Here is a 24,871-nt window from a genome sequence, read left to right as displayed (position 1 = left end):
ACGTGCTTTCGACCCTGCTCGTCGCCAACCGCGGCGAAATCGCCCGCCGGATCATCCGCACCTGCCGTGAGCTGGGCATCTCCACCGTCGCGGTGTACTCGGACGCGGACGCCGGCGCGCCCCACGTCCGCGAGGCCGACACCGCCGTACGCCTTCCCGGGAACACCCCGGCCGAGACCTATCTGCGCGGCGAGGCGCTGGTGGCGGCCGCGCGGGCGGCGGGCGCGGACGCCGTCCACCCCGGCTATGGCTTCCTGTCCGAGAACGCCTCCTTCGCCGCCGCCGTCGCCGGGGCGGGCCTGGTCTGGATCGGGCCGCCGCCCGCCGCCATCGAGGCCATGGCGTCCAAGACGCGGGCCAAGGAGCTGATGGGGGCGGCCGGGGTGCCGCTGCCGGCACCCGTCGATCCGGTCACCGCCACCGAGGCCGATCTGCCGCTGCTGGTGAAGGCGGCGGCGGGCGGCGGCGGGCGCGGTATGCGCCTCGTCACCGAACTGACCGACCTGCCCGGCGAGTTGAAGGCCGCCGAGGCGGAGGCGGCCGCGGCGTTCGGCGACGGCGAGGTCTTCGTCGAGCCCTATGTCGTCGGCGGACGCCATGTCGAGGTGCAGATCCTCGCCGACGCCCACGGCACGGTCTGGACGCTCGGCACCCGCGACTGCTCCCTCCAGCGACGCCACCAGAAGGTCATCGAGGAGGCCCCCGCCCCCGGGCTGACCGATGCGCTGCGCGAGAGCCTGCACACGGCCGCCGCGCGGGCGGCCCGCGCCATCGACTACCGGGGCGCGGGCACCGTAGAGTTCCTGGTGACCCGCGACGGCCGGGCGTACTTCCTGGAGATGAACACCCGCCTCCAGGTCGAACACCCGGTCACCGAGGCCGTTCACCGCCTCGACCTGGTCGCCCTCCAGATACGCATCGCCGAGGGCCGGGCCCTGGACCCCGCACCGCCCGCCCCCTTGGGCCATGCCGTGGAAGCCCGCCTCTACGCCGAGGACCCGGCCGCCGGCTGGCGCCCGCAGACCGGTGTGATCCACCGGCTGTCGGTGCCCGACGGCGTACGCCTCGACTCCGGCGTCACCGACGGCGACCCCGTCACCGTCCACTACGACCCCATGCTGGCCAAGGTCATCGCCTGGGCGCCGACCCGCGACGAGGCGATCCGCAAACTGGCGGGCGCCCTGGAGCACACCCGCCTGCACGGCCCCGTCACCAACCGCGAACTGCTCGTCCGCTCCCTGCGCCACCCGGAGTTCGCGGCGGCCACCGGACTGGACACCGGCTTCTACGACCGCAACCTCGCCGCACTGACCCCGCCCGCCGCCCCCTCGGCGGTCCGGACGGCCGCCCTGGCCGCGGCCCTCGCCGAGGCGCAGGGCCGCTCCCGCTTCGGCGGCTTCCGCAACGTCCCCTCGGGCCCCCAGCGCAAGACGTACGAGCACGCCGGCACCCCGTACGAGATCCGCTACCGCCTGACGCGCGACGGCCTGCACGCCGAGGACTTCCCCGGCGTCCGCCTGCTCGCCGCGGGCCCCGACCGCGTCGTCCTCGAAGTGGACGGGCTGCGGCGCGCGTTCACCCTCGCCCGCTACGGCGACCAGGTCCACGTCGACACCCCGCAGGGCTCCTGCGCCCTGACCGCCCTGCCCCGCTTCCCCGACCCGGCGGCCCGCACCGAACCGGGCTCCCTGCTGGCGCCCATGCCCGGCACGGTGGTCCGGATCGCCGACGGGCTTGCCGAGGGCGCCCGGGTCGAGCCGGGGCAGCCCCTCCTCTGGCTGGAGGCGATGAAGATGGAACACCAGATCACCGCGCCCGCCGCCGGAACCCTCACCTCCCTGCCCGTCCACCCCGGCCGACAGGTCGAGGTGGGCGCGCTGCTGGCCGTCGTCACGGCCTGAATTCCGGGTGTCTGCCCGGACCCCTCCCACAGAAGGAGCCACTGTGCGCAACCCTGTGATCGAGACCGAGGAACACCGCGCGCTGCGCGAGGCAGTGGCAGCCCTGGGCCGCCGCTACGGCCGCGACTACTTCGCCACCGTCGTCGACGAGGGCCGGCACACCGACGACCTGTGGACCGAGGCCGCCAAACTCGGCTACCTCGGCGTCAACCTCCCCGAGGAATACGGCGGCGGGGGCGGCGGCATCGCCGAACTCTCCCTCGTACTGGAGGAGTTGGGCGCGGCCGGCTGCCCGCTGCTGATGCTGGTCGTCTCGCCCGCCATCTGCGGCACGGTCATCGCCCGCTTCGGCACCGAGGGCCAAAAACGCACCTGGCTGCCGGGCCTGGCCGACGGCTCCCGCAAGATGGCCTTCGGCATCACCGAACCCGACGCCGGATCCAACTCCCACCGCATCACCACCACCGCCCGGCGCGAGGGCACGGTCTGGGTCCTCAACGGCCGCAAGGTGTTCGTCTCCGGCGTCGACATCGCCGAGGCCACGCTGATCGTCGGCCGTACGGAGGACGCCCGGACCGGACGCCTCAAGCCCTGCCTCTTCATGGTGCCCCGGGACACACCGGGCTTCTCGCGCAGCCCGATCCGTATGGAACTGGCCGCCCCGGAGAAGCAGTTCGAGCTGACCCTGGACGAGGTACGGCTGCCGGCCGACGCCCTGGTCGGCGACGAGGACGCCGGCCTCCTCCAGCTCTTCGCCGGCCTCAACCCCGAGCGCATCATGACCGCCGCGTTCGCCCTCGGCATGGGCCGTTACGCGCTGGACCGGGCCGTCGACTACGCCCGCACCCGCCAGGTCTGGAAGGACCCCATCGGCGCCCACCAGGCCCTCGCCCACCCCCTCGCCCAGGCCCATATCGAGCTCGAACTGGCCCGGCTGATGATGCAGAAGGCCGCCCACCTCTACGACGCCGGCGACGACATGGGCGCGGGCGAGGCCGCCAACATGGCCAAATACGCCGCCGCCGAGGCCGCCGTGCACGCCGTCGACCAGGCCGTCCACACCCTCGGCGGCAACGGCCTCACCCACGAATACGGCCTCGCCTCCATGATCACGGCCGCCCGCGTGGCCCGTATCGCCCCCGTCAGCCGCGAGATGATCCTCAACTTCGTCTCGCACCAGTCGCTGGGCCTGCCGAAGTCGTACTGAGGCGTCGGCCCGAGCCCTGCACACCGTCCGCGCGGCCGCCCGCCACACCGGCGGCCGCCTCGCGAGGGGCCGCGCCGAGCGAAGCGGCGGCCATCGCGTACGTTGCCGACCACCACCGGCAAGAATCTGCGGCGCGAACCGCGCGCCAGGGAAAGGAGTTGGAGCCCCGATGACCGACGTCCCGTCCACCGACGTCCCGCCCGCCGCACCGCTCGTCGTACGCACCCACGAGCGTGGCATCGCCACCCTCACCCTCGACTCGCCGCACCACCGCAACGCGCTCTCCGCCCGGCTGGTCGCCGAACTCCACCAGGCGCTCGCCGAGGCCGCGGCCGACGACGCCGTGCGAGCCGTGGTGCTGGCACATACGGGCACCACCTTCTGCGCCGGGGCGGACCTGTCCGAGGCGACCTCGGGAGCGGCGACGGACGGGCCGCTGGGGCTCGCACGGCTGCTGCGCGCCCTGGTGGAGCTGCCGCTGCCGGTGGTCGCGCGGGTCACCGGGCACGTCCGGGCCGGGGGCCTGGGGCTGCTCGGCGCCTGCGATATCGCGGTGGCCGGGCCCAAGGCCACGTTCGCCTTCACCGAGGCGCGGCTCGGCCTCGCGCCCGCCGTCATCTCGATGCCGCTGCTGCCCCGGCTCGATGCGCGGGCGGCCGCCCGCTACTACCTCACCGGGGAGACGTTCGGCCCGGCGGAGGCGGCCCGGATCGGGCTGGTGACGCTGGCGTCGAAGGACGTGGACGCCGGGCTCGGGCCCGTACTGGAGGGACTGCGCAAAGGCTCTCCGCAGGGCCTGGCCGCATCGAAGAAGCTGGTGACGGCGGAGGTGCTGCGCGCCTTCGACCGCGATACGCAGGCGCTCGCCGAGCAGTCGGCGCGGCTGTTCGGCTCCGCCGAGGCGCGCGAGGGCATGACCGCCTTCCTGGAGCGACGGGCCCCGGCATGGACGCGCTGACCCCGGCCCGCGGCGGCAGGACGCCCCAGCAGGAGCGCAGCCGGGCCACCCGGCTCAGGCTCCTGGAGGCGGCCGTCTCCTGCCTGGCGGAGCGCGGCTGGAGCGGCAGTACGGTCTCGGTGGTGGCCGAACGCGCGGGCGTTTCGCGCGGCGCGGCCCAGCACCATTTCCGTACCCGCGAGGACCTGTTCACCGCGGCCGTCGAGCACGTCGCGGAAAAGCGCCAGGGCGCGCTGAAGGCGGTGGCGCACAATCTGCCGCCGGCCGGGTCGATCGCCCGCACCTGGATCATCGTCGAGGAACTGGTGGGCCTCTACACGGGGCCGCTGTTCCGGGCCGCGCTGCACCTGTGGGTCGCGGCCTCCGACGAGGAGCAGCTACGCCGGCGGGTCACGGCCCTGGAGGCCCGGGTCGGCCGGGAGGCCCACCGTACGGCGGTGGCCCTCCTGGAGGCCGACGAGTCGGTACCGGGCATCCGGGAGACCGTGCAGGGGCTGCTCGACATGGCCCGCGGGCTGGGCCTGGCCAACCTGCTCACGGATGACTCGGCGCGGCGGGACCGGGTCGTTGAGCAGTGGGCGCGGATCATCGACTCCGTCTTGAACCCGTAGAGGCTTCCGTCGCCCGCTGTGTCTGGTGGGTGCGGGGCCGGTCTTCCACGACTTCGTCGCTCCAGCCCGGCCCCTCCCACCCCGGTTTGGCGGCCACCCCGGGGTGGGGGTACCTGGCGGGTTGCGGTGGACGCTGACCCGGCGGCCGTCGTCTGTACCTTCCTCCCCCTGGCCGGAGGTCGACGACGGCGGGGAGGCGGCAGGCTGTAGGGACGAAGTCCTGGAAGCCTGACGCCGCACCCATGGCAACGGACAGTCGACCGCGGCGGCCGACCCAACCCCCGCCCGCCGAAGGCGGGCACCGCAACCCCTACGGCGCCGCAGAGGACAACGTGGGGAGAAACCCTCAAACCCTCAGAGCCCCTCGAAGCCCTCGATCTCGCGGGGGCTGCGGCCCGCAGGGCCCACGTACCGGGCCGACGGCCGGACCAGTCGGCCCGTCCGCTTCTGTTCCAGGATGTGCGCGCTCCACCCGGCCGTACGGGCGCACGTGAACATCGACGTGAACATGTGCGCCGGCACCTCGGCGAAGTCCAGCGTGATGGCGGCCCAGAACTCGACGTTGGTGGCCAGCACACGGTCGGGGCGGCGGTTGTGCAGCTCCTCCAGGGCGGCCTTCTCCAGCGCCTCGGCGACCTCGTAGCGCGGGGCGCCCAGCTCCTTGGCGGTGCGCCGCAGCACGCGGGCGCGCGGGTCCTCGGCGCGGTAGACGCGGTGGCCGAAGCCCATCAGCCGCTCGCCGCGGTCCAGGGCCCGCTTGACGTAGGCGGTGGCGTCACCGGTGCGCTCGATCTCCTCGATCATGCCCAGGACGCGGGACGGCGCACCGCCGTGCAGCGGTCCGGACATCGCCCCGACCGCCCCGGAGAGCGCGGCCGCCACATCTGCACCGGTGGACGCGATGACGCGGGCGGTGAAGGTGGAGGCGTTCATGCCGTGCTCGGCGGCCGAGGTCCAGTAGGCGTCGACGGCCTTGACGTGCTTGGGGTCGGGCTCGCCGCGCCAGCGCTTCATGAAGCGCTCCACGACGGTCTCGGCCTTGTCGATCTCCTTCTGCGGCACCATCGGCAGGCCCTGTCCGCGCGCCGACTGGGCGACGTACGAAAGCGCCATCACGGCGGCGCGGGCGAGGTTGTCGCGGGCCTCCGCCTCGTCGATGTCCAGCAGCGGTTTCAGGCCCCATACGGGCGCGAGCATGGCCAGCGCGGACTGCACATCGACGCGGATGTCACCCGAGTGCACGGGAATCGGGAACGGCTCGGCCGGCGGCAGACCGGGATTGAACGCCCCGTCGACCAGCAGGCCCCACACGTTCCCGAAGGACACATGACCCACCAGGTCCTCGATGTCGACGCCGCGATAGCGCAGCGCACCGCCTTCCTTGTCCGGTTCTGCGATCTCCGTCTCGAACGCTACGACTCCCTCAAGTCCGGGTACGAAGTCGGACATCAGGCGGCTCCTCGATGAATGGGGACGGCATTCGGCCGGGGACCGGATGCCGTGCAGTCGACTCTGGTGCGGGCGCCGTTGCGGTTCCACGGCTGCGCGGGCAGCTCGCGGTCCGCACCGGTCGCCCTGGTGATGCCCCGCCAGGGCATGGGTCACGCGACGGTGCCGTGCGCGGAGGGTCGAGCCGCGCTCTGACACGGTGCGTTGTGGTGCGTCGGTGTGATGCTTCGGTGTGGTGCGTGGTGCTGGGCCTCGTCAGGGCGCACGGTGCATGGGCGTGCGTCCCTTCAGGCCGGACACGATAGCTCGCGATGTTCACAGGCCACAGTGGGCGGGCCCGCGATTTTGGGGGGTTCGTCACCTGCGCGGCGGGTGACATCCGGCACACCGGTCGATTCGCTGACGAGAGGGTTACGTCCGGTCGACGGCGGGCAGACTTCCGCCCCTCCCGGCTGCCCCGGGCGGACCCGATGCTGCAAGATGAGCCCGTGCACCCTGCCGACGCGCCCTATTACGAGACCCCCGATCCGTCACCCATGCGCGCGCACTACCGCGCCGAGGGACTCGCCGAGGCCGATCTCGCGGCCGATCCCTACGAGCAGTTCGCGCGCTGGTTCAAGGAAGCGGTGGCGGCCGGCCTGCACGAGCCGAATGCGATGGTCGTCTCGACGGTGGGCCCCGACGGGCGCCCGAGCTCAAGGACCGTGCTCCTGAAGGCGTTCACCGGCCGCGGTTTCGTCTTCTACACCAACTACACCAGCCGCAAGGGCCGCGAACTGGCCGAAAACCCCCGCGTCTCGCTGCTCTTCCCCTGGCATCCGCTCGCCCGCCAGGTCATCGTCAACGGCACCGCCGAACGCATCGGCCGGGACGAGACCGCCGCCTACTTCCGTACCCGCCCGCACGGCTCCCAACTGGGCGCCTGGGCCAGCGACCAGTCCGCGGTCATCGGCTCGCGCGACGAACTGGAGCGCGCCTACGAGGAGTTGGCCGACCGCTACCCGGAGGGCGAGCAGGTCCCGGCGCCGCCGCACTGGGGCGGCTACCGCGTCGTGGCCGAGGAAGTGGAGTTCTGGCAGGGGCGGCTCAACCGGCTGCACGACCGGCTGCGCTACGCGTCCGCCGAGCCCGGCGAGGGCTGGCGGGTGGAGCGGCTGGCGCCCTGAGGCGGCACGCAGACGGCCCACGGGCTGGTTCCTTCGCGCTCGGTGGCGCAAAGGGCCGGTCGGACGAACCGGCAGCCCGCGGGCCGGGTGACTGCTGGGATTTGGGCCGGCTGCGCATCTGCAGCATGCGCGGGTCCGGCGCTGCACTTCGGTGAAACGACGGGCCGCTAGCCCGCAGTCACCTCACGCGTCCGGTTCTTGATCATTTCCGGAACCACCTCCCTTCTCGTGTGCTCCACACGTTAGGCAGCCGCCCGGTCCCGGACAACCGAATTTCCCAGCGCAACGATTTCCGCGAATCGGGTGTGTGCTGAGTCACGTTCCAGTTGAATAAAGCCAGGTGCAGCACGTGCGACGGTGATCTTGGCGGCGTTCTTAAGGGGTGCCAGTGACTGCTTCGTCGGCTTCGTCGGCTTCTTCCGCCTCGTCCGCGTCCTCGTCCCCGTCCGGCCGCCCCGCCCCCGATACGGACGGCCGGGCACCCGCTGCCACCGGCCTCGCCGACGACTCCGCGCTGCTCGCCGCCCTCCTGGACGGCATGGACGCCGCCCTCGCCGCCTTCGGGGCCGACGGCACGGTCACCCACTGGAACCGCGAGGCCGAGCGCATCCTGGGCTGGACCGCGGCCGAGGCCGTCGGCCGCAGTGGCCTCGCGGGCTGGGCCGCCCGCAGCGAGGACGCCGAGGAGATCCGTACGGTGCTCGCCGCCGCGCGGCGCTCCCCGGGCCGCCAGGTACAGGAATTCGCGCTGCTGACCAAGGACGGCCACCGGGTCCTCGTCCGCACCCAGGTCTCGGCCGTCCGCGGCCCCGGAGGCCGGGTGCACGGGGTCTACTGCGCCTTCAGCGAGGTGCACGCCCAGCTCGACCTGGAGCGGTCCATCGCGCTCAGCGAGGCGCTCTTCGACGACGGATCGTGGGGCGTGGTCCTGGTGGACGCCGATCTGCGGCTCGCCCTGCTGAACGCGCCCGCCGCCCGCGCCCTGGGGGTGGGCCGTACGGCGCTGCTGGGGTGCCCGCTGGGCGATCTGCTGACGCAGGGCGTGGAGGAGGTGGAGGGCGCGCTCCAGCACGTCCTCGCCGAGGGCGCGCCGCCGGCGGCCGCCGAGCTGTGGGTGACGCTGCGCTCCGAGGAGGCCGAAGCGCCGCGCCGGTGCTGGCGCAGCGGCTTCGTCCGGCTGGCCTCGCCGCTGGCCGAGGAGCCGGTACCGCTCGGCGTCGCCTGGCTCTTCCAGGACGTGACGGACGCCAAGCGGGCCGAACAGGACGGTTCCCTGCTGCGCTTCCGCGCCCATCAGCTGCACCGTGCCGGCCGGGCGGCCGCCGAGTGCCCGGACCCCTGCGAGGCCGCCGCCGTCCACCTGGACTTCGCGCTGGCCGGCTTCGCCGATCACGGCCTGGTCGACCTCGCCCCGGCCCCCGCGCCGGCCCCGTGCGGAGCGCTGGACGAGGCCGCGGACGACGGCGACCGCGGTGATCTGACGGCCGCGCCCGGGGCCGCGCGGGCGCCGCGGCTGGTGCGGGCGCTGGCCTCTCCGGCCGGGGCGCCGGGGCCGGCCGAGGCGTTCGCGGCGACCGGTATCCCGATGGCGTATCCGGCGGGCCATCCGGCGGCCCAGGCGTACGAGCGGCGCGGTTCGGTGCGCGCCAGCGCGGGCCCGGACGCGGCCGACGGCTGGGCGGCCGCCCGTAAATGGCCGGACGGCACGGTGCACGGGCTGTGCGTGGTGCTGCGCAGCCGCGGCCGCACGCTGGGCGTCGCCACCTTCCTGCGGGCGCCCTCGCGCCGCCCGTTCGACCGCGCGGACGCGGACTACGCCGAGGAGGTCGCGGCCCGGATCGCCGCGGCACTGGACCTGGCGGGGGCGACGGGCGGCTGAGGGGCCGCGGCCCACCGGGGGCGCACCGGGCCGTACCGGCGGGCGTCATTCCCGGAAGACAGCGTCACGCCCGGAAGACGGCGTCACGCCCAGAAGATGCGGTCCGCGTACGCGGCGATCACCCGGGCGTTCCACTCGTGCCCGCCGTCGACGTTTCCTGATCGTAGTAGCGGCGGTTCGAGGCCCCGTTCGGCCAGCGCCCCCGCGGCGGTGGCCACCACGGCCTGCATGATCGCGCTGGTGACGACCGTGGAGGCCGGGGCGAACGGCGCGCCGATGCCCGGCGTGGTCAACTCCGCGTCGCCGACCGTGATCGCGCTGTCCAGGACGAGGTCGCAGTGGTCTTTGAGGAAGCCGCCCGAGACATGCCGGGACGTCGTCTCCGCCGCGTACGCCACCGAGGTCACGCCGATGACCCTGATGCCGCGCTCCCGTGCGCTCAACGCCATCTCCACCGGCAGCGCATTGCGCCCGGACAGCGAGACGATCACCAGGACGTCGCCGGCCTCCAGCGGGCTGGTGTCCAGGACGGCCGCGGCGAGCCCGTCCACCCGCTCCAGGGCGCTGCCGAGCGTGGCGGGCCGTACGTCCACACCGATGACCCCGGGGACGCACAGCAGATTCATCACCGCCAGGCCGCCCGCCCGGTAGACGGTGTCCTGGGCGGGCAGCGAGGAGTGGCCGGCGCCGAAGGAGAACACCCGCCCGCCCGCCTCGACGGTGTCGGCGATCAGCCGCCCCGCCGCGGTGATCGCGCCGCCGCTGTCCTCCTGCACCCGCCGCAGCAGCGCAATCGCCGCATCGAAGTACTCCCCGGCCAGGTGGTCACTCCGGTCGGTGTCGGCCATTGCCGCGGTCCCCTCTCGATCGCCCCGGATCCTTGCGCAGCCGCACACGGCACGCTCCGCGGCGGCTCGTTCGGCTGGTACGCCGGGCGCGACAGTCGTGGCGCGGATCACGGTGGGGTCCGGACCGGCACGCTGTCAACACGGAGCGCACCCGGTGCGTCGCGTCCGGCGCATCGAGTCCGGTGCGTCGAGTCCGGTGTAGGGAGTCCGGTGTACGGACGACGGGGCCCCGTTGTCGGTGGGATGCGTCAGAATTGAGTCCAGGGCCACCGCACGACACATGAGGGGCACGCATGTCCGGACTGATCGACACCACGGAGATGTATCTCCGCACCATCCTCGAACTGGAAGAGGAAGGTGTGGTCCCCATGCGCGCCCGCATCGCGGAGCGGCTCGAACAGAGCGGCCCCACGGTCAGCCAGACCGTGGCGCGCATGGAGCGAGACGGCCTGCTGACGGTCGCGGGCGACCGTCATCTGGAGCTGACGGAAGAGGGCCGGCGGCTGGCGACCCGGGTGATGCGCAAGCACCGCCTCGCCGAATGTCTGCTCGTCGACGTCATCGGGCTGGAGTGGGAGCAGGTGCACGCCGAGGCCTGCCGCTGGGAGCACGTGATGAGCGAGGCGGTCGAGCGCCGCGTCGTGGAGCTGCTGCGGCACCCGACGGAATCGCCGTACGGCAACCCCATCCCGGGCCTGGAGGAGCTGGGCGAGAAGTCCGAGGCCGACCCGTTCCTGGACGCCGGCATGGTGAGCCTGATGGATCTGGATCCGGGGGCCGACGGCAAGACGGTCGTGGTGCGCCGCATCGGCGAGCCGATCCAGGCCGACGCCCAGCTGATGTACACCCTGCGGCGGGCCGGTGTGCAGCCGGGCGCCGTGGTGAGCGTGACGGAGTCGGCGGGCGGGGTGCTGGTCGGCAGCAGCGGCGAGGCCGCCGAACTGCATTCCGAGATCGCCTCGCATGTGTTCGTCGCGAAGCGCTGAGGTCGTCGCCGGCATCCCTTTCTTTTCCGCTGCTTTTCCGCTGATTTCCCGCGAGCCCGCTGAGCTGCGCCGATGCGCTGCCGGCGGGCTCGCTCAGTGATTTCTCATTGAACGAACTTGTGGGAACCCGTGCGATTCCGGCGGTGTCGTGCCACCCTGGCGCTGACGCGGTGGCATATGTCGGCACGAGGCGCGGTGCTCAGGTACGCGGGCCTCACTTGTGGGGTGTCGGCTCTCCGGGGTGGGGAGGGGGCTGTGATCCGTCCGCTGGCTGTGCCGTGGCCGGCCGTGCACCGACACGGTCAGGGCCCCGGTGCTGCGAGCAGCCGGGGCCCTGCCTCCCCATGTCCCCCCGCCAAGACCCGGAGCCCCGAGCTCCCAGGGTCTTTCCCCACGGGCCCCCTTCCCGGTAGGGCCCGCCTCCCGGCACATGTCTCCCCCTGCCGGACCCGGTCAATCCTTGCGCGAGGTCACTCGAACGAGGGGTGTTGTGGCCGAGGACGGTGCGTTCGAATAGAGGTTCGATAGTGTGGTGAGGGGCGTGGGGCTGGCCATGGACGATTGGGGGTGGCGGGGCACATGGTGCGGCGCATCGATGTGACAGGGGCCGGCGGGGCGCGGCTCGCGGCCTGGGAATTCACCGATCCGCCCAAGAGCGGCGGCGGGACGGGCGCGGCCGGTCGCGGTCCGGGCGTGCTGATGCTCCACGGTCTGATGGGGCGCGCTTCGCACTGGGCGGACACCGCACGGCGGCTCAGCGCGCGGCACCGCCCGGTCGGGCTCGACCAGCGCGGCCACGGCCGCAGCGAGAAGCCCGCGGACGGGCCGTACGACCGCGAGGCATACGTCGATGACGCCATCGCGGCCATCGAGCAGCTCGGTCTCGCCCCGGCCGCCCTGATCGGGCACGCCATGGGCGCCCTGACGGCATGGCAGGTCGCGGCCCGGCGGCCGGATCTGGTGAGCGCGCTGGTCATCTGCGATATGCGGGCCTCGGCGCTGGGCGCGGCCTCGCAGCGCGAATGGACCGAATGGTTCCGTTCCTGGCCGGTGCCGTTCGCGACGCTCGCCGACGTCCGCAAATGGTTCGGCGAGGACGATCCGACGCTGGAGCGCCCCCGGCCGGTCCGGGGCGAGTTCTTCGCCGAGGTGATGGCCGAGCGGGCCGACGGCTGGCGGCCGGTCTTCTCGCGCCGTCAGATGCTGCGGGCGCGCGAGACCTGGGTCTATGACGCGCACTGGGAAGAGCTGGCCCAGGTGCAGTGCCCGGCGCTGGTCGTACGCGGCCTGGACGCCGAACTGGGCCGCGCCGAGGCCCAGGAGATGGTCCGCGTGCTGCCCCGCGGCGAGTACGCCGAAATTCCCGACGCGGGCCATCTGCTGCCCTGGGAGGCGCCCGACGCCTGGTACCACGCCATCGATCCGTTCCTGCGTACGGCCACGACGCCGGGCTGAGGCGCGCGGGCGCGGCCCGCCCCGGGCTGAGGTGTGCGGCCACGACGCCCGGTTGAGGCGTGCGGCCCGGCGGTACGGCCCGGCGGCGACGCGGCTCGGCGGGACGCTGCGGCGCGCGGTGGGGCGCGGAGCTGAACCCCCGTCAGCTCCGTGCCCCTCCGGTTTCCGGAGTGCACCGGCTTCCCGGATGCCCACGTTCCGTGGGCATCCGGGCGGGCCGGGTTCCGGCGTCTGTCAGCCCTGCTGGGCGAACTTCCAGATGAGCGGGTCCTCGTCGGCGTCGTCCGCCGCCCAGTGGACCTCCATGGACTTCGCGCCCTTGGGGATCATGAAGGTCTGGCAGATGACATGGCTCTGGCCGGTCTTCCAGCTGTCGATGTCGACCGGGTCCTCACAGCCGGGAAGGCTCTCGGCGGCACCGATGAGCAGACCGCCCCGGCGGCCGTCCGCGTAGATCTCCGCCTGATTGTCCACATGCGGCAGACCCGTGACCTCTCCGCCGCCCTTGTTCGTGTACTTCACAAATGCGGTCGCGGCGACCAGGCCCTTGGCATCCTTGGGATCGGAGACCAATTTCTGGGCGTCGGCCTCGGTGCCCACATATACCTTCTGGGCGGCAATCTCATAGGTGACGGTCAGTTTCCCGGAACCTTCCCGGAACTTCCGGGTCCCGCTCTGCCCCGGCTTCAGCCCGCTGCTCACCGCCCGGTCCGCCGAAGTCTTCTGCGCCGTCTTCCCGGAGCCCGACCTCGCCGCGTCGGCCTTGGCGCCGGAGGCGTCCTTCTTGCCGCCGCAGGCGGTCAACGTCAGGGCCAGGGGCAGGGCCAGCACGGCGACGGGGGCGTCCGCGCGCAGCCAGGCGGACTTGGTGTGCAGCAAAACTGTTCTCCTCGCAGATCCCCCGTCTCGCACCACAGTTGGCGATGCCATGTGCGCAGGCGAACGGCTGTGAGCGGAGCATAGGAGCACCCTTTCGCCTTTGTCGAAACGGCGTCGCGGACCTCGCCACGCCATTCGGAGCGGATTCGCGGTAATTCGCCCTGAACGCTTGCCGGGCACCGTCAATACACCCGCCCCATTGCGGATGAATTCAACGGCATTGGTCCCCGGGCAATGCTCGGGCAATAAAATTCGAGAAAGGGGAACCGGGCGGCAAGCGGCCGCCACGGCCACGACGTTGCGAGGCGCACCCCGGCCACACCGCGGCCCCCGCCCTACGTCACCGTCCGCGTGAAATCCCCCCGCTGGACCCGGGCCGCCAGCGAGTCGTCGCCCAGGAGGGAGCCGTAACCGGTGGCCGCCCAGAGGCTGTTCGCTGCGGGCACCTCGAAGTACGGGACGGGGCGGCCGTCGTGGCGGTCGAGGAGGACCTCCGGTGCGCTGTGGGTGCGGATGGCCCGTATGCAGGTCTCGCAGGCGGCCACCCGCAGCTGCTCGCGGCGGCCGAGAGGGCGCCAGGCGACACGGCGGGCGGCGGGGCCGTGCAGGGGGTGGAAGAAGCACAGGGGGAGTGCGGGACGGGTGCCGGACAGGGCCGCGTGACCCTCGGCGACCAGGGCGAACACGCCCGCCAGGTCGGGGATTCCGCGGGCGCGGTCCAGGACCGTGCCGGCCGCGGCATAGGCGTCCAGGGCGCGCTCGATGGCCGTCGGGTCGCCCTGCGCGGCGCGGGCCTCCTCGCCGAGCCGTACGACCTCCTCGCCCGCGCGCTCGCGGAGCCCGGTCTCATCGGCGCTGTGGGCGGCGGCGAAGACCGCGCGCGGCAGCGCGAAGGGAGTGGCGAGCCCGCCGCGCAGCCGGGCGCGGCGGCGCAACAGCAGGCCCGCGGCGGCGAGCAGCAGCAGCGGCCCGACGGCGAGGGCCAGCATCCGCGGCAACGGCGAACCCGACCCCGTACCCGACGGCTTGGGCCTGCCGGTGTGTGTGGCGGGGCCGTTGACATCGGCGGTGACCTTCTTGAACTCCGCGTCGCCCGTCCCGGCCTTGATGATCTTGATGGCGCGGGCGATCCGCCGGGCCGGACCGGCGTCCTTCATATCGTCCTGGAGAGAGACCGCGGCCGCGGCCTTCCACGCCTGGTGGGCGCCGTCCGGCCATTCGGCGGCGGCGATGCCTTCGCCGTTCGTCCCGAGCGTGATCAGGATGGCCGGGCCGCCGCCAATCCGGTCGTGCACCACCTCGGCGAGCTGCTGCGGCTCGCCGTTCCAGCTGTCCCCCTCGACCAGCGGCACCAGGGCCACCCGGATCGGCAGACGGGTCTGCCGGATCTGGGCGACGAGCTTGCGCTGCTGGGCCACGTCGACGGCCGTGGCGAGGGACGGATCGACGTAAACGGATGACGTACGCAGCGCGTTGGCGATCTTCTGCCCGGGGCTCTCGGCGGCCGCGCCCGGAGCCGCGGCGCAGACGAGCAGCGCCAGGGACGCTACGGCGATCGCAAGGGCGCGCCCCAGGGCGCTCCGCACCGGGCGGCGGGGATCAGTGGACACCGTAGTGCTCCCGTATCTCGCGGGTGAGTTGATCGATTCCGGCGCCGTCGCCCAGCGCAGCCAGCGGCCCGGGGAGGGTCGGGTAGGGGACGGCGGAGCCGGACCCGGAGGAGGCCGTGGGCCGCAGCCGGAGCACGGCCCCCGGGGCCGCCCGGCACGCCTCGCACACCGGAGACCCGCGCCCCTTGCGGCCCGAGGGCCGCACCTTGCCGGCGGGGCCGTGCAGGGGATTGCGATGGCAGACGTGCTGCGTCGGCAACGCGTCCCGGACGGCGGCGAGTCCGGCGCGGGCCAGCACAATCGCGCAGACCAGGTCGGCCGGGGAGGCGTCGGCGTCGATCCGGGCGTCGCTGTCGCCGTCGAGCAGCATCACGGCGGCGTCCAGGCACTCCCACGCCCGGCGCTCCTGTTTCGCGGACGGTGCGGCGGCCGGGTCCACGGCCTTTCCCAGGGCGTCGAGTTCCCTGGTGGCCGTCTGCCGCAGCCACGACCGCGAGGGCAGGTCGGGGGCGTCCACCTGGTGCCCGCCCCGTCGCCGTATGCGGCGGATGAGCGCGGCGACCGCCGCCACCAGCCCGAACAGCAGCACGGCGAGCAGGGTGCCGATGAACAGGCCGGGCTCGAAGTCCCCGGTGAAGAGACCGGGCAGCGTCTGTTCCTGCTTCGGGTCGGGCGCCGGGGTGGGGGCGACCTCGCTGCCCGGTTTGGCCGGCGGGGTCTTGGCGATATAGCCGAGCAGCTTGTCCAGACGGGAGCCGAGGTCGGTGGCGGGGTGGGCGGACGACTCGGCATAGGAGAGGTCGTGCGGACGCTCGAAGAGATACTCGCTGTCGATCCGGGCGCCGTAATTGAAGGTGTCGATCCTGTCGTTCGCCGGATCGGCCAGCACGATCAGGGCATTGCGGTGCAGCTTGTCGTGCAGCGACTTGGCCAGCAGGTCGGCGCTGCCGCCGGATTCGTCGTCCATCGGGGTGGGCAGTGCGGCGATCACCACCGGAAGGTGCAGCGCGGCGAGCCGTTTGCGCAGCCGGGCCCGGGCGGCGGCGTCCAGCACCGGCGGGCTCTCCGGATCGACGTAGAGGGGGTCGCGGCGCAGACCGGCGGCCACCCGGTCGGTACGGGCCCGCATATCGGCGGCCGTCGGATACGAGCCGTCGCCGCTGCTGGTGTCGTCGAAAATCTGCGAGGCGGTGAAGGCGAGAACCCCGGACAGGGCGAGGGCGGCCGCGGCGACCGTGAGCCGCCGGGTGTGGCGGTGGCGCCGCAGAAAGACCGTGACCAGGAGCGCGAGGAGCGGAACCCCGGCGACGACCACGCCCGTCCCGAAGCTCTGGTCCTCGCGGTCCGTCCGGGTGGTGTGCCAGTTCGCCGGTTCGTGCGCGGGGTAGGCGCCGCCGTATTCCTTCTCGGCTTCCTTGGCCCGCTGCGCTGCATGCCCGGATGTGAGGACATCGACGAAATACCGGAATTCCTCGTGGGCGGTCGCGTCGTACGGCGACTCGTACATCGTCGTCCAGCGGGCATCGTGGGCGCCCGGCACGCTCACGCCGTAGGTCTGCACATCCGTCAGGCCCGATTCGTCCAGCGAGACATAGAGGCCCTTGCGGCCCAGCCGGTCGTGCACCCCGGCGAGCAGCGCATCGGAGCCCATATCGGCCTCGCTCGGCAGGACGATGACATACGTGGGAACGCCCAGGCGCCGGGCCTCTTCGGCGAATGCGGGGGCCGTGGAGCGCGGCACCGCACGCGGCAGCTGGTCGGTCACATAGACCGGGTTCTCCCGCAGCCGCTCGGCGAGATAGGCGGTCCGGGTCGGCGTATCACCGCCCGCGGGCGCCGCATGTGCCACCCCGGCGGTGAACAGCACCGCCAGCCACCCTGCCACCAGCACCCATCCGATGCGCCGCACCGCTCCGCCCCCTCTCGTTCATCCGTTCCCATGACGCTATCTCCTCGCCGATTCCCCCGCCGAAGCCTGTGGACAACTCCGGCGAGGCCGCGTGGCCGTGCGGGACCCGGAATACCGGTGACGGGGGCGACCGGTACCCTGCACCGGTCAACATCGCATTGACCTTCGTCCGCGGAGTCAACCCGCAGCCAGCCAACAGCCATCCATGGGGGAGCAAAGTCGTGTCCGCACCGCCGCCTTACCAGAACCAGCCGCAGCAGCCGTACGGGTACCAGCAGCAGCCGCAGGCTCCGTACGGGCAGCCGCAGCAGCCGTATGGACAGCCGCAACAGCCGCAACAGGCGTACGGACAGCCGCAGCCGCCGCGCCGGCCGCAGCCGCAGCGCAGCCCCCTGCGCGGGCTGATCACCGCCGTCATCATGCTGGCCCTCTTCGGCGGCGTCGGCTATTACGTCTACGACTACAACACCAATCCGAACGGCGGTAAGGCCAAGAAGGAGGCGGACCGGAAGGCGTACGACAGGAAGCACAACCCGCAGGTCGGCGACTGCGTCAAGATCACCGGCCCCAAGGACGACTCCCAGATGACCGTCGTCGCCTGTGACTCCTCGGACGCCCAGTACAAGACGGGCGAGACGCACGTGGACGGCAAGGCGTGCGGTTCGGAGTACACGACGGTCATCCACCAGCGCAGTCGCCTCGGCCTCGGCACCACCTGGTGCTTCACCAAGGTCTGACCCTCGGAACTTCCGGCCGCCGCCCACCTCAGGGCGGCGGCCGATGCCGTGGGGCCGGCCCACCGGCCAGGCCCCACGCCCCTCACCCCTTGCTGACCGCCACCAGAATCTCCGGCAGCCGCGCCGCCACCCGGGGCGCCGCCACGCGCAGCCCCAGTTCCGCGACGCCGGTCCCGTAGGCGGCGCCCACCGGCAGCAGCACCCACAACAGGCCGTGCAGCCCGGCGACATGCAGCCAGATCGTCAGCCCCAGCATCGGCGCGCTCAGCACCGCGCCCACCAGGAGCCCGCCGAAGAGGCTGAACCAGGCGATCGCGCCCTGCCCCGGGGCGATGTTCTTGTTGCCCTCGGAGGGGATGGAATACGGGAAGAGCGCCGAGGACAGCGCTCCGGTGGCCAGCAGCGCGCCCAGCAGGGCCAGCGACAGGCCGTACACCTCGAGGAAGTCCGACCACGGGCCGATGAGCGCCGCGGTGCCGATGACGACCAGGGTGACGTACGGGACGGCCACCAGGGCCAGCGTCATTGCGCGGGCCCGGAGCTCCTCGTACGCATCGCGCGGTGTGGCGATGGTCGAGGCGACCATCCAGAAGGCCGAAGTGTCCTGGCCGAACTGGTTGTACATCTGCATGCCGAGCAGGGCGGACGCCGAGAAGGCGGTGTAGATGCTGCCCCGGCCCTGGAGGGACGAGACGACCGGGACCAGGAGGCCGACGCCCAGGGCGGTGGCCCAGCCCATCTTGGACTTCGGGTCGCGCCAGGCGTAGCGCAGCGTACGGAGCATGACCGTGCCCGTGCGCCCATCCGGGAGGAGACGCGCAAGCCCCCGCTCCCCGCCGCCGGACCGGCGTGCGCTGTCCTTCTCGACCGCCTGGAGGGTGGAGGAGTCCGGCGAGGTCATCAGGGCGGTGAGGGTGCGCTGCCACCACCACAGGAGCAGGGCCAGGGCGAGCGCGGTCAGGGCCAGGCCCACCGCCGCGCTCCCGTAGGACCCCCGGCCCGCGTCGTCCACCGCTGCCATCGCGGACGCCGGGGGCACCCAGCGCAGCACCGCACCCAGCGGTTCCAGGACGGTCAGGCCGTCGGGGCGGCCGAGCTTCTGGGCGGCGATGTTGACGCCCTGGGAGCCGAGCGCGATGAACAGCCCGCTCAGCACGGCCAGATCGCGGCCGCGACGGCTGGTCAGCAGGCGTACGGAGGCGGTGGCGACGGCACGCGCCAGCGTGACGCAGACCAGCACCACCAGGACGAGCGCCACGACGCCGACGGCCGCGGCGGCCGCCCCCTGGGCCAGCATGATCACCGTGCCCGTCACCAGGGCCAGGGTGAACACCGGGCCGACGCCGACCAGCGAGGCCACCAGGAGCGAGACGATCAGCGGCCGCGGCCGCAGCGGCAGCATCACCAGCCGCGTCGGATCCAGGGTCTCGTCACCGGAGGGAAAAAACAGCGGCATCACCGCCCAGCCCAGGGTGAGCAGGCCCGTGAGCAGCACGGCCAGGGCACCGGCATGGGCGTTGCCGCGCAGCGCGGTCAGGCCCAGGACGACACCGGCCGCGGCCAGCAGGCCGACGACGAGGGAGGCGACATAGGCGACGGCGCGCCCCGGCGACTGACGCAGGCCGTTGCGCAGCAGCGACAGTTTGAGCCGGACGAAGACGCCGGTCAGGGAGGGGGCTCTCGTGGAGGGGGCGGTCGGGGACGGCGCGGCGAGGGCTTCGTCGGTCATCGGGCGCCGCCGCCCAGCCAGTCCAGGTTCTGGCCCGCGCCGCGGCCGCTCGCGCCGACGAGGCCGAGGAACGCCTCATGGAGGGAGGGCGCCTCGCCCCGTACGCGCTCCAGCGGACCGTCCGCGCGGATCTTGCCGGCGGCGATCACCGCGACCCAGTCGCACAGCGATTCCACCAGCTCCATCACATGGCTGGAGAAGATGACCGTCGCCCCGGAGGCGGTGTAGCGCTCCAGGACGCCCCGGATGGTCTGGGCCGACACCGGGTCGACGCCCTCGAACGGCTCGTCCAGGAAGAGTATTTCGGGGTTGTGCAGCAGCGCCGCGGCCAGGCCGATCTTCTTGCGCATACCGGTGGAGTAGTCGACGACCAGTTTGTGCTGGGCGCCGGAGAGGTCCAGCACCTCCAGCAGCTGACCGGCCCGCTTGTCGACCTCGTCGCCCGGCAGACCGCGCAGCCGCCCTGTATAGCCGAGAAGCTCGCGCCCGGAGAGGCGCTCGAAGAGGCGCAGGCCCTCGGGCAGGACGCCGATACGGGACTTGACGGCCACCGGGTCCCGCCAGACGTCATGGCCGCCGATCTCGACCTGCCCGGCATCCGGCCGCAGCAGCCCCGTCACCATCGACAAGGTGGTGGTCTTGCCCGCGCCGTTGGGCCCGACCAGCCCGATGAAGCGGCCCGCGGGCAGCGTCAGATCGATACCGGAGACGGCGGTCTGCTCGCCGAACTTCTTCCACAGGCCCTGGATGCGGACGGCGGGCGGCCGACCGCCGTCGGGGGAGGCGTCGGCCGCCCCCTCCGCGCCGTCGCCCCGCCCTACAGGCCCGCTCTGCTCCGGTTCACTGTCCACCGGTCCCGCCCCTCCGACGTCCCCGCAGGGGCCCGGTCATGGCCCCCGTCCGACGCCGTCCACGATACGGGCGGCCACTGACACCACCGGCCCGCACCGCGCGTGCGGCTCAGGACCGCGGCTCAGGGCCGGCGCCCCGCACCGCGGGAGGCGGGCCCTCAGCGCCCCCGGAGCGCCGCCGCGTCCCGCCCGCACGCGTACGCCAGCGGACTGATCAGGTCCTCCGCGTCCGGCAGCCAGCGGTTGGTGGCGGTGGGCCGGCGCACCCACTGCACCGAACCGTGCGGCGCCATACGGGTCGGCGGCGCGGCGATGTATTCGCCCTCGCCGCGGCAGATCAGGTCCAGGGCCGCCGGCACCCAGCCCAGGTTCCGTACCAGCTCGGGCACCTTGGCCGAGGCGCCGGGCAGGACGAGGAAGAGCATCCGGCCGTGCGGGGTACGGGTGACCGGGCCGAGCGGCACCTCCATCCGCTCCATACGGGCCAGCGCCAGACAGCCCGCCATCTCCGGCACCTCAAGCGCCTCGAAGGCGCGGCCGGTCGGCAGCAGGATCGAGGCACGCGGCTGCTTGCTCCACATCCGGCGCACGGCCGACGCGCTGCCGCTGGCCAGCCCGGTCCAGCCGGGCCCGGTGGGGTGCGCGCCCGGCGCGGGGCAGGCGTCGGCGTTGCACGAGCAGCGCGGTGTATCACCGTCGTGCTCCAGCGATGCGCCGGGGAACACATCCCAATGCCGCTCCTCGGCGTAACGCACCGCGGTCTCGATCAGCTGCTCGCCGCGCTGCTGGGGGATCGGCGGGGCTCCTGTGACTCCGATGGTCTCTTCCACGCAGAAAACAACTTCGCCCCTCACCAACGGTTACGGCCGAATGGGGGACACCCCCCGGCGCATCGTTCCTCCGCCCGGGGCGCATGGGTGCACGGGCGGGGGCGCATATGCGGCCATCCACCAATGAGCGGGTAGCCACCAGCGTGACGGGCGGAGAGGCCGCCCACGCGGCGGTCCGCGGTGCGCACCGGAGGGTCCGGGCCATGGCGGCGCCGCGCTCACGGGCACCGCGCGCCACGCTCCTTCTCGGGATCACCCCATGGTCCGGCCCCGCGCCGCCCGTGGACCGCTCCGCGCACCGGCATCGCACATCCGGATGCCACCGGTATCGCCCGTATTCGCGCCCGTACTGCGCGCATTCGGGAAGGCATCGCCCGTATCCGGGACGACATCACCGGTATCCGGGATGTCTCGGATATCCGGCATATGTGCGGGGCATTGATCACGGGGAACGGCGTTCGACGGTGAACGCGCAGCAGTACAGGGGGTACAGCATGGCCGCCAGGCCACTCGTCGCACGGCAGCCCAACGAACGGTTGCAGGCGCTGATCCAGGAAGCCGCGTGCTCCAACGCGGGGCTCGCCCGCCGCGTCAACATGTGCGGCGCCGAGCACGGACTCGACCTGCGGTACGACAAGACCTCGGTGGCCCGGTGGCTGCGCGGCCAGCAGCCGCGCGGCCGCGCCCCGGCCATCATCGCGGAGGCCCTGGGCCGGAAGCTGGGGCGCACGGTCACCATCGACGAGATCGGGATGGCCGACGGCAAGAACCTCGCATCCGGGGTGGGGCTCCAGTTCTCCCCGACCGTCCTGGGGGCGATCGAGCAGGTCTGCGAGCTGTGGCGCAGCGACGTCGGGCGGCGCGACTTCCTCAGCGGCTCCACGGTGGCGGCCTCCGCCCTGGTGGAGCCGAGCCGCGACTGGCTGATCACCGGGGCGGACACCCAGGTCGCGCGCAACGCCGGCGCCCGGGTCGGCGCGGCGGACGTCGAGGCCGTACGGGCCATGACCGCGGCGCTCAGCGAACTCGACCACCGCTTCGGGGCCGGGCATGTGCGGCCGGTCGTGGTGCACTACCTCAACAGCGTCGTCTCCGGGCTGCTCGCCGGTTCGTACCGCGAGTCCGTCGGGCGCGAACTGTTCGCCGCCGTCGCCCGGTTGACGGAACTCGGCGGCTATATGGCCGTCGACACCGGGCAGCCGGGGCTGGCGCAGCGCTACTACATCCAGGCGCTGCGGCTGGCCCAGGCGGCCGGCGACCGCGGCTACGGCGGCTACGTACTGGCCGCGAGCATGAGCCATCTCGCCGCCTCGCTGGGCAATCCGCGGGAGATCTCCCAGCTCGCGCGGGCCGCGCAGGAGGGCGCGCGCGGGCATGTCACCCCACGGGCGGAGGCGATGTTCTTCGCCGCGGAGGCGCGTGGGCACGCCCTGATGGGCGACGGCCGCGCCTTCCAGACGGTGGCGGGCCGGGCGCTTTCGGCCATGGAACGGGCCGAGGCGGCCGCCGACGCGGGCGACGACCCGGCCTGGATCAGCCATTTCGACCAGGCATATCTCGCCGATGAACTCGCCCACTGCCACCGGGATCTGGGCCAGCCCGGCCCGGCCGCCCAGCGGGCCCAGGAGGCGCTGGACGGCCATCCCGAGGGCCGGGCGCGGCGCCGCGCCATCGGGATGGTGCTGCTGGCCGGTGCGCAGGTGCAGCAGCGCGAGATCGAAGCGGCCTGCCATACGGGCACCCAGGCCGTGGAGTTGCTCGGCGGGCTGCGGTCCGACCGGGGCGCGGAGTACCTGGAGGACCTTCAGCTGCGTTTGGAGCCGTATCGGGAGGAACCGGTCGTACGGGAATTCAGCGCACGGATGGAACTGCGGGCCGCGGCGGCCTGACGGGGCATCGGTGCGGGGCCGGACAGGACGGCCCCGCCCGGTGCCACCAGGGGCGGAAGGGGTGGTGACCAGGGCTCGTGGTCGAACGCAGCTGCGACCCGGTAGCGTGAGCCGACGGTCCCGTAGGCAGCACGATGGCAGGAGTTCCGGTGACGCAGAGCGGACAGGGCCCCGACCCGCAGAATGCTGCGGCCGGCCCCGCGCGAGAGGGCATTGTGCTGCCCGCCAACGGTGAGCCGTATGTCCCTGACCAGCAGGCCGCGCCGCCGGCCGGCCAGCCGTGGGGCCAGCCCTGGGGCCCCGGCCAGCAGGCCGGTCCGCCGCCCCCGGGGCAGCCGGGATACGGCCAGGGACAGGGCTACGGAGCCCAGCCGCCCCAGGCCCCCGGCCAGCTCCCGCCGCAGGGCGAGGGCTTCCCGCCGCCGCCCCAGGGGCAGCCGCCGGTCCCGCCGCAGCAGGCCCCCGCGCCGCTGTCACCCGAGGGCCCGTCGTACGCGACCGGGCAGCCGCAGCAGCCCCAGCAGCCGCAGCAGCCGTACGGCCAGCAGGCCCCGCAGGCGCAGCCCCAGCCGTACGGCCAGCTGCCCCAGGACCCCCAGCAGCCGGTCTCCCAGCCCCAGCCCGAGCCGCAGCCCTACGACCCGCAGCAGCAGGCGCCGCACCCGGAGCCGTACCGCCAGCAGCCCCCGCAGCCCCAGCCGGAGCGGGCCGGCGAGCTGGTGCGCGCGACCCCGCAGACCGGTGCCCCGCTGCCGCCCACCACGGGCGATGCGGCGACCGCGCTGATACGCGCGATACCCGACGGGTCCGGCGCCGCGCTCCCGCCCGAGGAGGGCGGGCGGCCCGAGACCCCCGGCGAGTCCACCACCATGCTGCGGGTGATCAAGCCGTCCCAGGGCCAGGGCGGCCCCGCCCAGCCCATGCCGCAGCCGCAGTACCAGCCGATGCCCGGGGCCGCCCCGGCGGCCGACTCCGAGGCCACCCAGCTGATCTCCCCGGTCGGCGCGGGGACGCCCGCCCCGCCGCCCGGCGCGCCCTACGGGGTCCGTCCCGGTGGGCCCGGGGACCGTCCGACGCCCGCCGAGTTCGAGGGCCTGTTCCGCGACGGGCCGGGCACGCCGGGCGCCGCGGGCGCGCCGGACGCCACCGCGCAGCTCCCCCGCTTCCAGGACCAGGGCCAGCCCCCGTACGGGCAGCAGCCGGGATTCGCCCAGCCGGGATTCGGCCAGCAGGGTTTCGGTCAGCAGGGCTATGACCAGCAGGGTTATGACCAGCAGCCGTACGACGACGAGGGCGGCCGCCGCCGGGTGCCCACCGCCGCGATCGTCGGCGTCGTCGTGGTCGTCCTGGCGGGCGCCGGCCTCGGCCTCGGCTGGCTGCTGAGCGGCGGCAGCGACGACTCCGCGAAGACGAAGGGCGCCGGCACCAGCAGCTCCAAGCCGGCGAAGGACAAGACGCAGCCGACGCCGTCCGCCGACCCGGCCGAGCCGCAGGCCAAGGGCCTGGACGCGCTGCTCGGCGACAGCGGTGACAGCCGTACGTCCGTGGTCAACGCCGTCCGCAGCATCGGGTCCTGCGACAACCTGGGCGGCGCGGCCAAGGATCTGCGGGCCGCGGCCAACCAGCGCGCCCAGCTGGTGACGCGGCTCAAGCAGCTGTCCGTCGACAAGATCCCGGAGCATGACCAGCTGACCGCCGCGCTGACCAAGGCATGGCAGTCCTCGGCCGCCGCCGACAACCATTTCGCGGCCTGGGCCGGTCAGGTGCACTCGAAGAAGGGCTGCCACAAGGGCAAGGCCCGCAACACCAGGCAGTATGCGCAGGGTGTCGCGGCCAGCGGCGAGGCGACCAAGGCCAAGCAGCAGGCTGCGGCGATCTGGAACCCGATCGCGAAGAAGTACGGCCTGACGCAGCGCCCGCCGATCAATCTGTGAGCCCGCGGCCGGCGTGGTGAGTGCCGGAACGGCGGTGCGCCGT

At 73.3% G+C, this 24,871-nt stretch carries 19 protein-coding genes; 11 read left to right on the top strand and 8 right to left on the bottom strand.

Annotation, left to right across the window (positions count from 1 at the left end; genetic code table 11):
- The first annotated feature begins 2 nt into the window (after positions 1–2).
- The 4 genes from SNA_RS35365 to SNA_RS35350 all read left to right on the top strand — a co-directional run bounded on the left by SNA_RS35365 (position 3) and on the right by SNA_RS35350 (position 4,677).
- Positions 3–1,901, top strand: a complete 1,899-nt coding sequence (locus tag SNA_RS35365; protein ID WP_044368529.1) for an acetyl/propionyl/methylcrotonyl-CoA carboxylase subunit alpha — start codon at positions 3–5, stop codon at positions 1,899–1,901.
- Between the two features lie 43 nt (positions 1,902–1,944).
- Entirely contained in the window at positions 1,945–3,108 is a 1,164-nt protein-coding gene (locus tag SNA_RS35360) for an acyl-CoA dehydrogenase family protein (protein WP_044368527.1), read from the top strand.
- A 169-nt stretch (positions 3,109–3,277) separates the two neighbouring features.
- Positions 3,278–4,066 carry an enoyl-CoA hydratase family protein gene (locus tag SNA_RS35355; RefSeq protein ID WP_044368525.1) on the top strand — a complete coding sequence of 263 codons (789 nt, stop codon included), beginning with the start codon at positions 3,278–3,280 and terminating at the stop codon, positions 4,064–4,066.
- Positions 4,054–4,677: a TetR/AcrR family transcriptional regulator gene (locus SNA_RS35350; RefSeq protein ID WP_030067454.1), complete on the top strand. Its 624-nt coding sequence runs from the start codon at positions 4,054–4,056 to the stop codon at positions 4,675–4,677. The genes SNA_RS35355 and SNA_RS35350 overlap by 13 nt, the downstream gene beginning before the upstream one ends.
- Positions 4,678–5,031: 354 nt before the next feature.
- Here the strand turns inward: SNA_RS35350 and SNA_RS35345 are convergent, their stop codons facing one another.
- Positions 5,032–6,126: a citrate synthase 2 gene (locus SNA_RS35345; RefSeq protein WP_030067453.1), complete on the bottom strand. Its 1,095-nt coding sequence runs from the start codon at positions 6,124–6,126 to the stop codon at positions 5,032–5,034.
- A 470-nt stretch (positions 6,127–6,596) separates the two neighbouring features.
- On the opposite strand from SNA_RS35345, the gene pdxH reads away from it, so the two are divergent.
- Both pdxH and SNA_RS35330 read left to right on the top strand, forming a co-directional pair.
- Positions 6,597–7,292 carry a pyridoxamine 5'-phosphate oxidase gene (gene pdxH / locus SNA_RS35340; protein WP_198535183.1) on the top strand — a complete coding sequence of 232 codons (696 nt, stop codon included), beginning with the start codon at positions 6,597–6,599 and terminating at the stop codon, positions 7,290–7,292.
- Between the two features lie 538 nt (positions 7,293–7,830).
- Positions 7,831–9,171 (top strand): PAS domain-containing protein, encoded by a 1,341-nt coding sequence (locus tag SNA_RS35330; protein ID WP_044368522.1) that lies wholly within the window; start codon positions 7,831–7,833, stop codon positions 9,169–9,171.
- Between the two features lie 83 nt (positions 9,172–9,254).
- Here SNA_RS35330 and SNA_RS35325 read toward each other — a convergent pair whose 3' ends face one another.
- Positions 9,255–10,019, bottom strand: a complete 765-nt coding sequence (locus tag SNA_RS35325) for an SIS domain-containing protein (protein WP_030067449.1) — start codon at positions 10,017–10,019, stop codon at positions 9,255–9,257.
- A gap of 293 nt (positions 10,020–10,312) precedes the next feature.
- On the opposite strand from SNA_RS35325, the gene SNA_RS35320 reads away from it, so the two are divergent.
- Positions 10,313–11,005: an iron-dependent transcriptional repressor DtxR gene (locus tag SNA_RS35320; protein ID WP_030067448.1), complete on the top strand. Its 693-nt coding sequence runs from the start codon at positions 10,313–10,315 to the stop codon at positions 11,003–11,005.
- A 579-nt stretch (positions 11,006–11,584) separates the two neighbouring features.
- Positions 11,585–12,460: an alpha/beta fold hydrolase gene (locus SNA_RS35315; protein WP_030067447.1), complete on the top strand. Its 876-nt coding sequence runs from the start codon at positions 11,585–11,587 to the stop codon at positions 12,458–12,460.
- 234 nt (positions 12,461–12,694) lie between these two features.
- Here SNA_RS35315 and SNA_RS35310 read toward each other — a convergent pair whose 3' ends face one another.
- The 3 genes from SNA_RS35310 to SNA_RS35300 form a co-directional block, all read right to left on the bottom strand.
- On the bottom strand, positions 12,695–13,339 hold the full coding sequence (locus SNA_RS35310) for a hypothetical protein (protein WP_044368520.1): 645 nt from the start codon (positions 13,337–13,339) through the stop codon (positions 12,695–12,697).
- A gap of 335 nt (positions 13,340–13,674) precedes the next feature.
- Positions 13,675–14,949 carry a hypothetical protein gene (locus SNA_RS35305; RefSeq protein ID WP_078970429.1) on the bottom strand — a complete coding sequence of 425 codons (1,275 nt, stop codon included), beginning with the start codon at positions 14,947–14,949 and terminating at the stop codon, positions 13,675–13,677.
- Positions 14,939–16,858 carry a hypothetical protein gene (locus SNA_RS35300; RefSeq protein ID WP_051877361.1) on the bottom strand — a complete coding sequence of 640 codons (1,920 nt, stop codon included), beginning with the start codon at positions 16,856–16,858 and terminating at the stop codon, positions 14,939–14,941. The genes SNA_RS35305 and SNA_RS35300 overlap by 11 nt, the downstream gene beginning before the upstream one ends.
- A 221-nt stretch (positions 16,859–17,079) precedes the next feature.
- Between SNA_RS35300 and SNA_RS35295 the strand changes: the two genes are divergently transcribed.
- Positions 17,080–17,595, top strand: coding sequence for an LppU/SCO3897 family protein (locus SNA_RS35295; protein WP_030067444.1), 516 nt, complete (start codon positions 17,080–17,082; stop codon positions 17,593–17,595).
- A gap of 82 nt (positions 17,596–17,677) precedes the next feature.
- Here the strand turns inward: SNA_RS35295 and SNA_RS35290 are convergent, their stop codons facing one another.
- The 3 genes from SNA_RS35290 to SNA_RS35280 all read right to left on the bottom strand — a co-directional run bounded on the left by SNA_RS35290 (position 17,678) and on the right by SNA_RS35280 (position 21,005).
- Positions 17,678–19,324, bottom strand: a complete 1,647-nt coding sequence (locus SNA_RS35290; protein ID WP_044368516.1) for a hypothetical protein — start codon at positions 19,322–19,324, stop codon at positions 17,678–17,680.
- Positions 19,321–20,175 (bottom strand): ABC transporter ATP-binding protein, encoded by an 855-nt coding sequence (locus tag SNA_RS35285; RefSeq protein ID WP_044368514.1) that lies wholly within the window; start codon positions 20,173–20,175, stop codon positions 19,321–19,323. Before SNA_RS35285 ends, SNA_RS35290 begins: the two co-directional genes overlap by 4 nt.
- Positions 20,176–20,333: 158 nt before the next feature.
- Entirely contained in the window at positions 20,334–21,005 is a 672-nt protein-coding gene (locus tag SNA_RS35280; RefSeq protein ID WP_030067441.1) for a bifunctional DNA primase/polymerase, read from the bottom strand.
- A 494-nt stretch (positions 21,006–21,499) separates the two neighbouring features.
- Between SNA_RS35280 and SNA_RS35275 the strand changes: the two genes are divergently transcribed.
- Together SNA_RS35275 and SNA_RS35270 are read left to right on the top strand one after the other, a co-directional pair.
- Positions 21,500–22,894 carry an NsdA family TPR-like regulatory protein gene (locus tag SNA_RS35275; protein WP_044368513.1) on the top strand — a complete coding sequence of 465 codons (1,395 nt, stop codon included), beginning with the start codon at positions 21,500–21,502 and terminating at the stop codon, positions 22,892–22,894.
- A 149-nt stretch (positions 22,895–23,043) separates the two neighbouring features.
- Complete coding sequence (locus SNA_RS35270; protein WP_044368511.1) at positions 23,044–24,828, top strand: hypothetical protein; 1,785 nt, start codon at positions 23,044–23,046, stop codon at positions 24,826–24,828.
- The last annotated feature ends 43 nt before the right edge of the window (positions 24,829–24,871 follow it).

Source organism: Streptomyces natalensis ATCC 27448, from assembly GCF_000935125.1.
Lineage (GTDB): Bacteria > Actinomycetota > Actinomycetes > Streptomycetales > Streptomycetaceae > Streptomyces > Streptomyces natalensis.
The sequence above is the reverse complement of the archived record's forward strand: the minus strand, read 5'-3'. Positions and strand labels throughout refer to the sequence as shown.

Bases quoted from the DNA above. Each gene is read 5' to 3' on its own strand.
- SNA_RS35355 (WP_044368525.1), top strand. From the start codon at position 3,278: ATGACCGACGTCCCGTCCACCGACGTCCCGCCCGCCGCACCGCTCGTC.
- SNA_RS35350 (WP_030067454.1), top strand. From the start codon at position 4,054: ATGGACGCGCTGACCCCGGCCCGCGGCGGCAGGACGCCCCAGCAGGAG.
- SNA_RS35345 (WP_030067453.1), bottom strand. From the start codon at position 6,126: ATGTCCGACTTCGTACCCGGACTTGAGGGAGTCGTAGCGTTCGAGACG.
- pdxH (WP_198535183.1), top strand. From the start codon at position 6,597: ATGCTGCAAGATGAGCCCGTGCACCCTGCCGACGCGCCCTATTACGAG.
- SNA_RS35330 (WP_044368522.1), top strand. From the start codon at position 7,831: ATGGACGCCGCCCTCGCCGCCTTCGGGGCCGACGGCACGGTCACCCAC.
- SNA_RS35325 (WP_030067449.1), bottom strand. From the start codon at position 10,019: ATGGCCGACACCGACCGGAGTGACCACCTGGCCGGGGAGTACTTCGAT.
- SNA_RS35320 (WP_030067448.1), top strand. From the start codon at position 10,313: ATGTCCGGACTGATCGACACCACGGAGATGTATCTCCGCACCATCCTC.
- SNA_RS35315 (WP_030067447.1), top strand. From the start codon at position 11,585: ATGGTGCGGCGCATCGATGTGACAGGGGCCGGCGGGGCGCGGCTCGCG.
- SNA_RS35290 (WP_044368516.1), bottom strand. From the start codon at position 19,324: ATGACCGACGAAGCCCTCGCCGCGCCGTCCCCGACCGCCCCCTCCACG.
- SNA_RS35275 (WP_044368513.1), top strand. From the start codon at position 21,500: ATGGCCGCCAGGCCACTCGTCGCACGGCAGCCCAACGAACGGTTGCAG.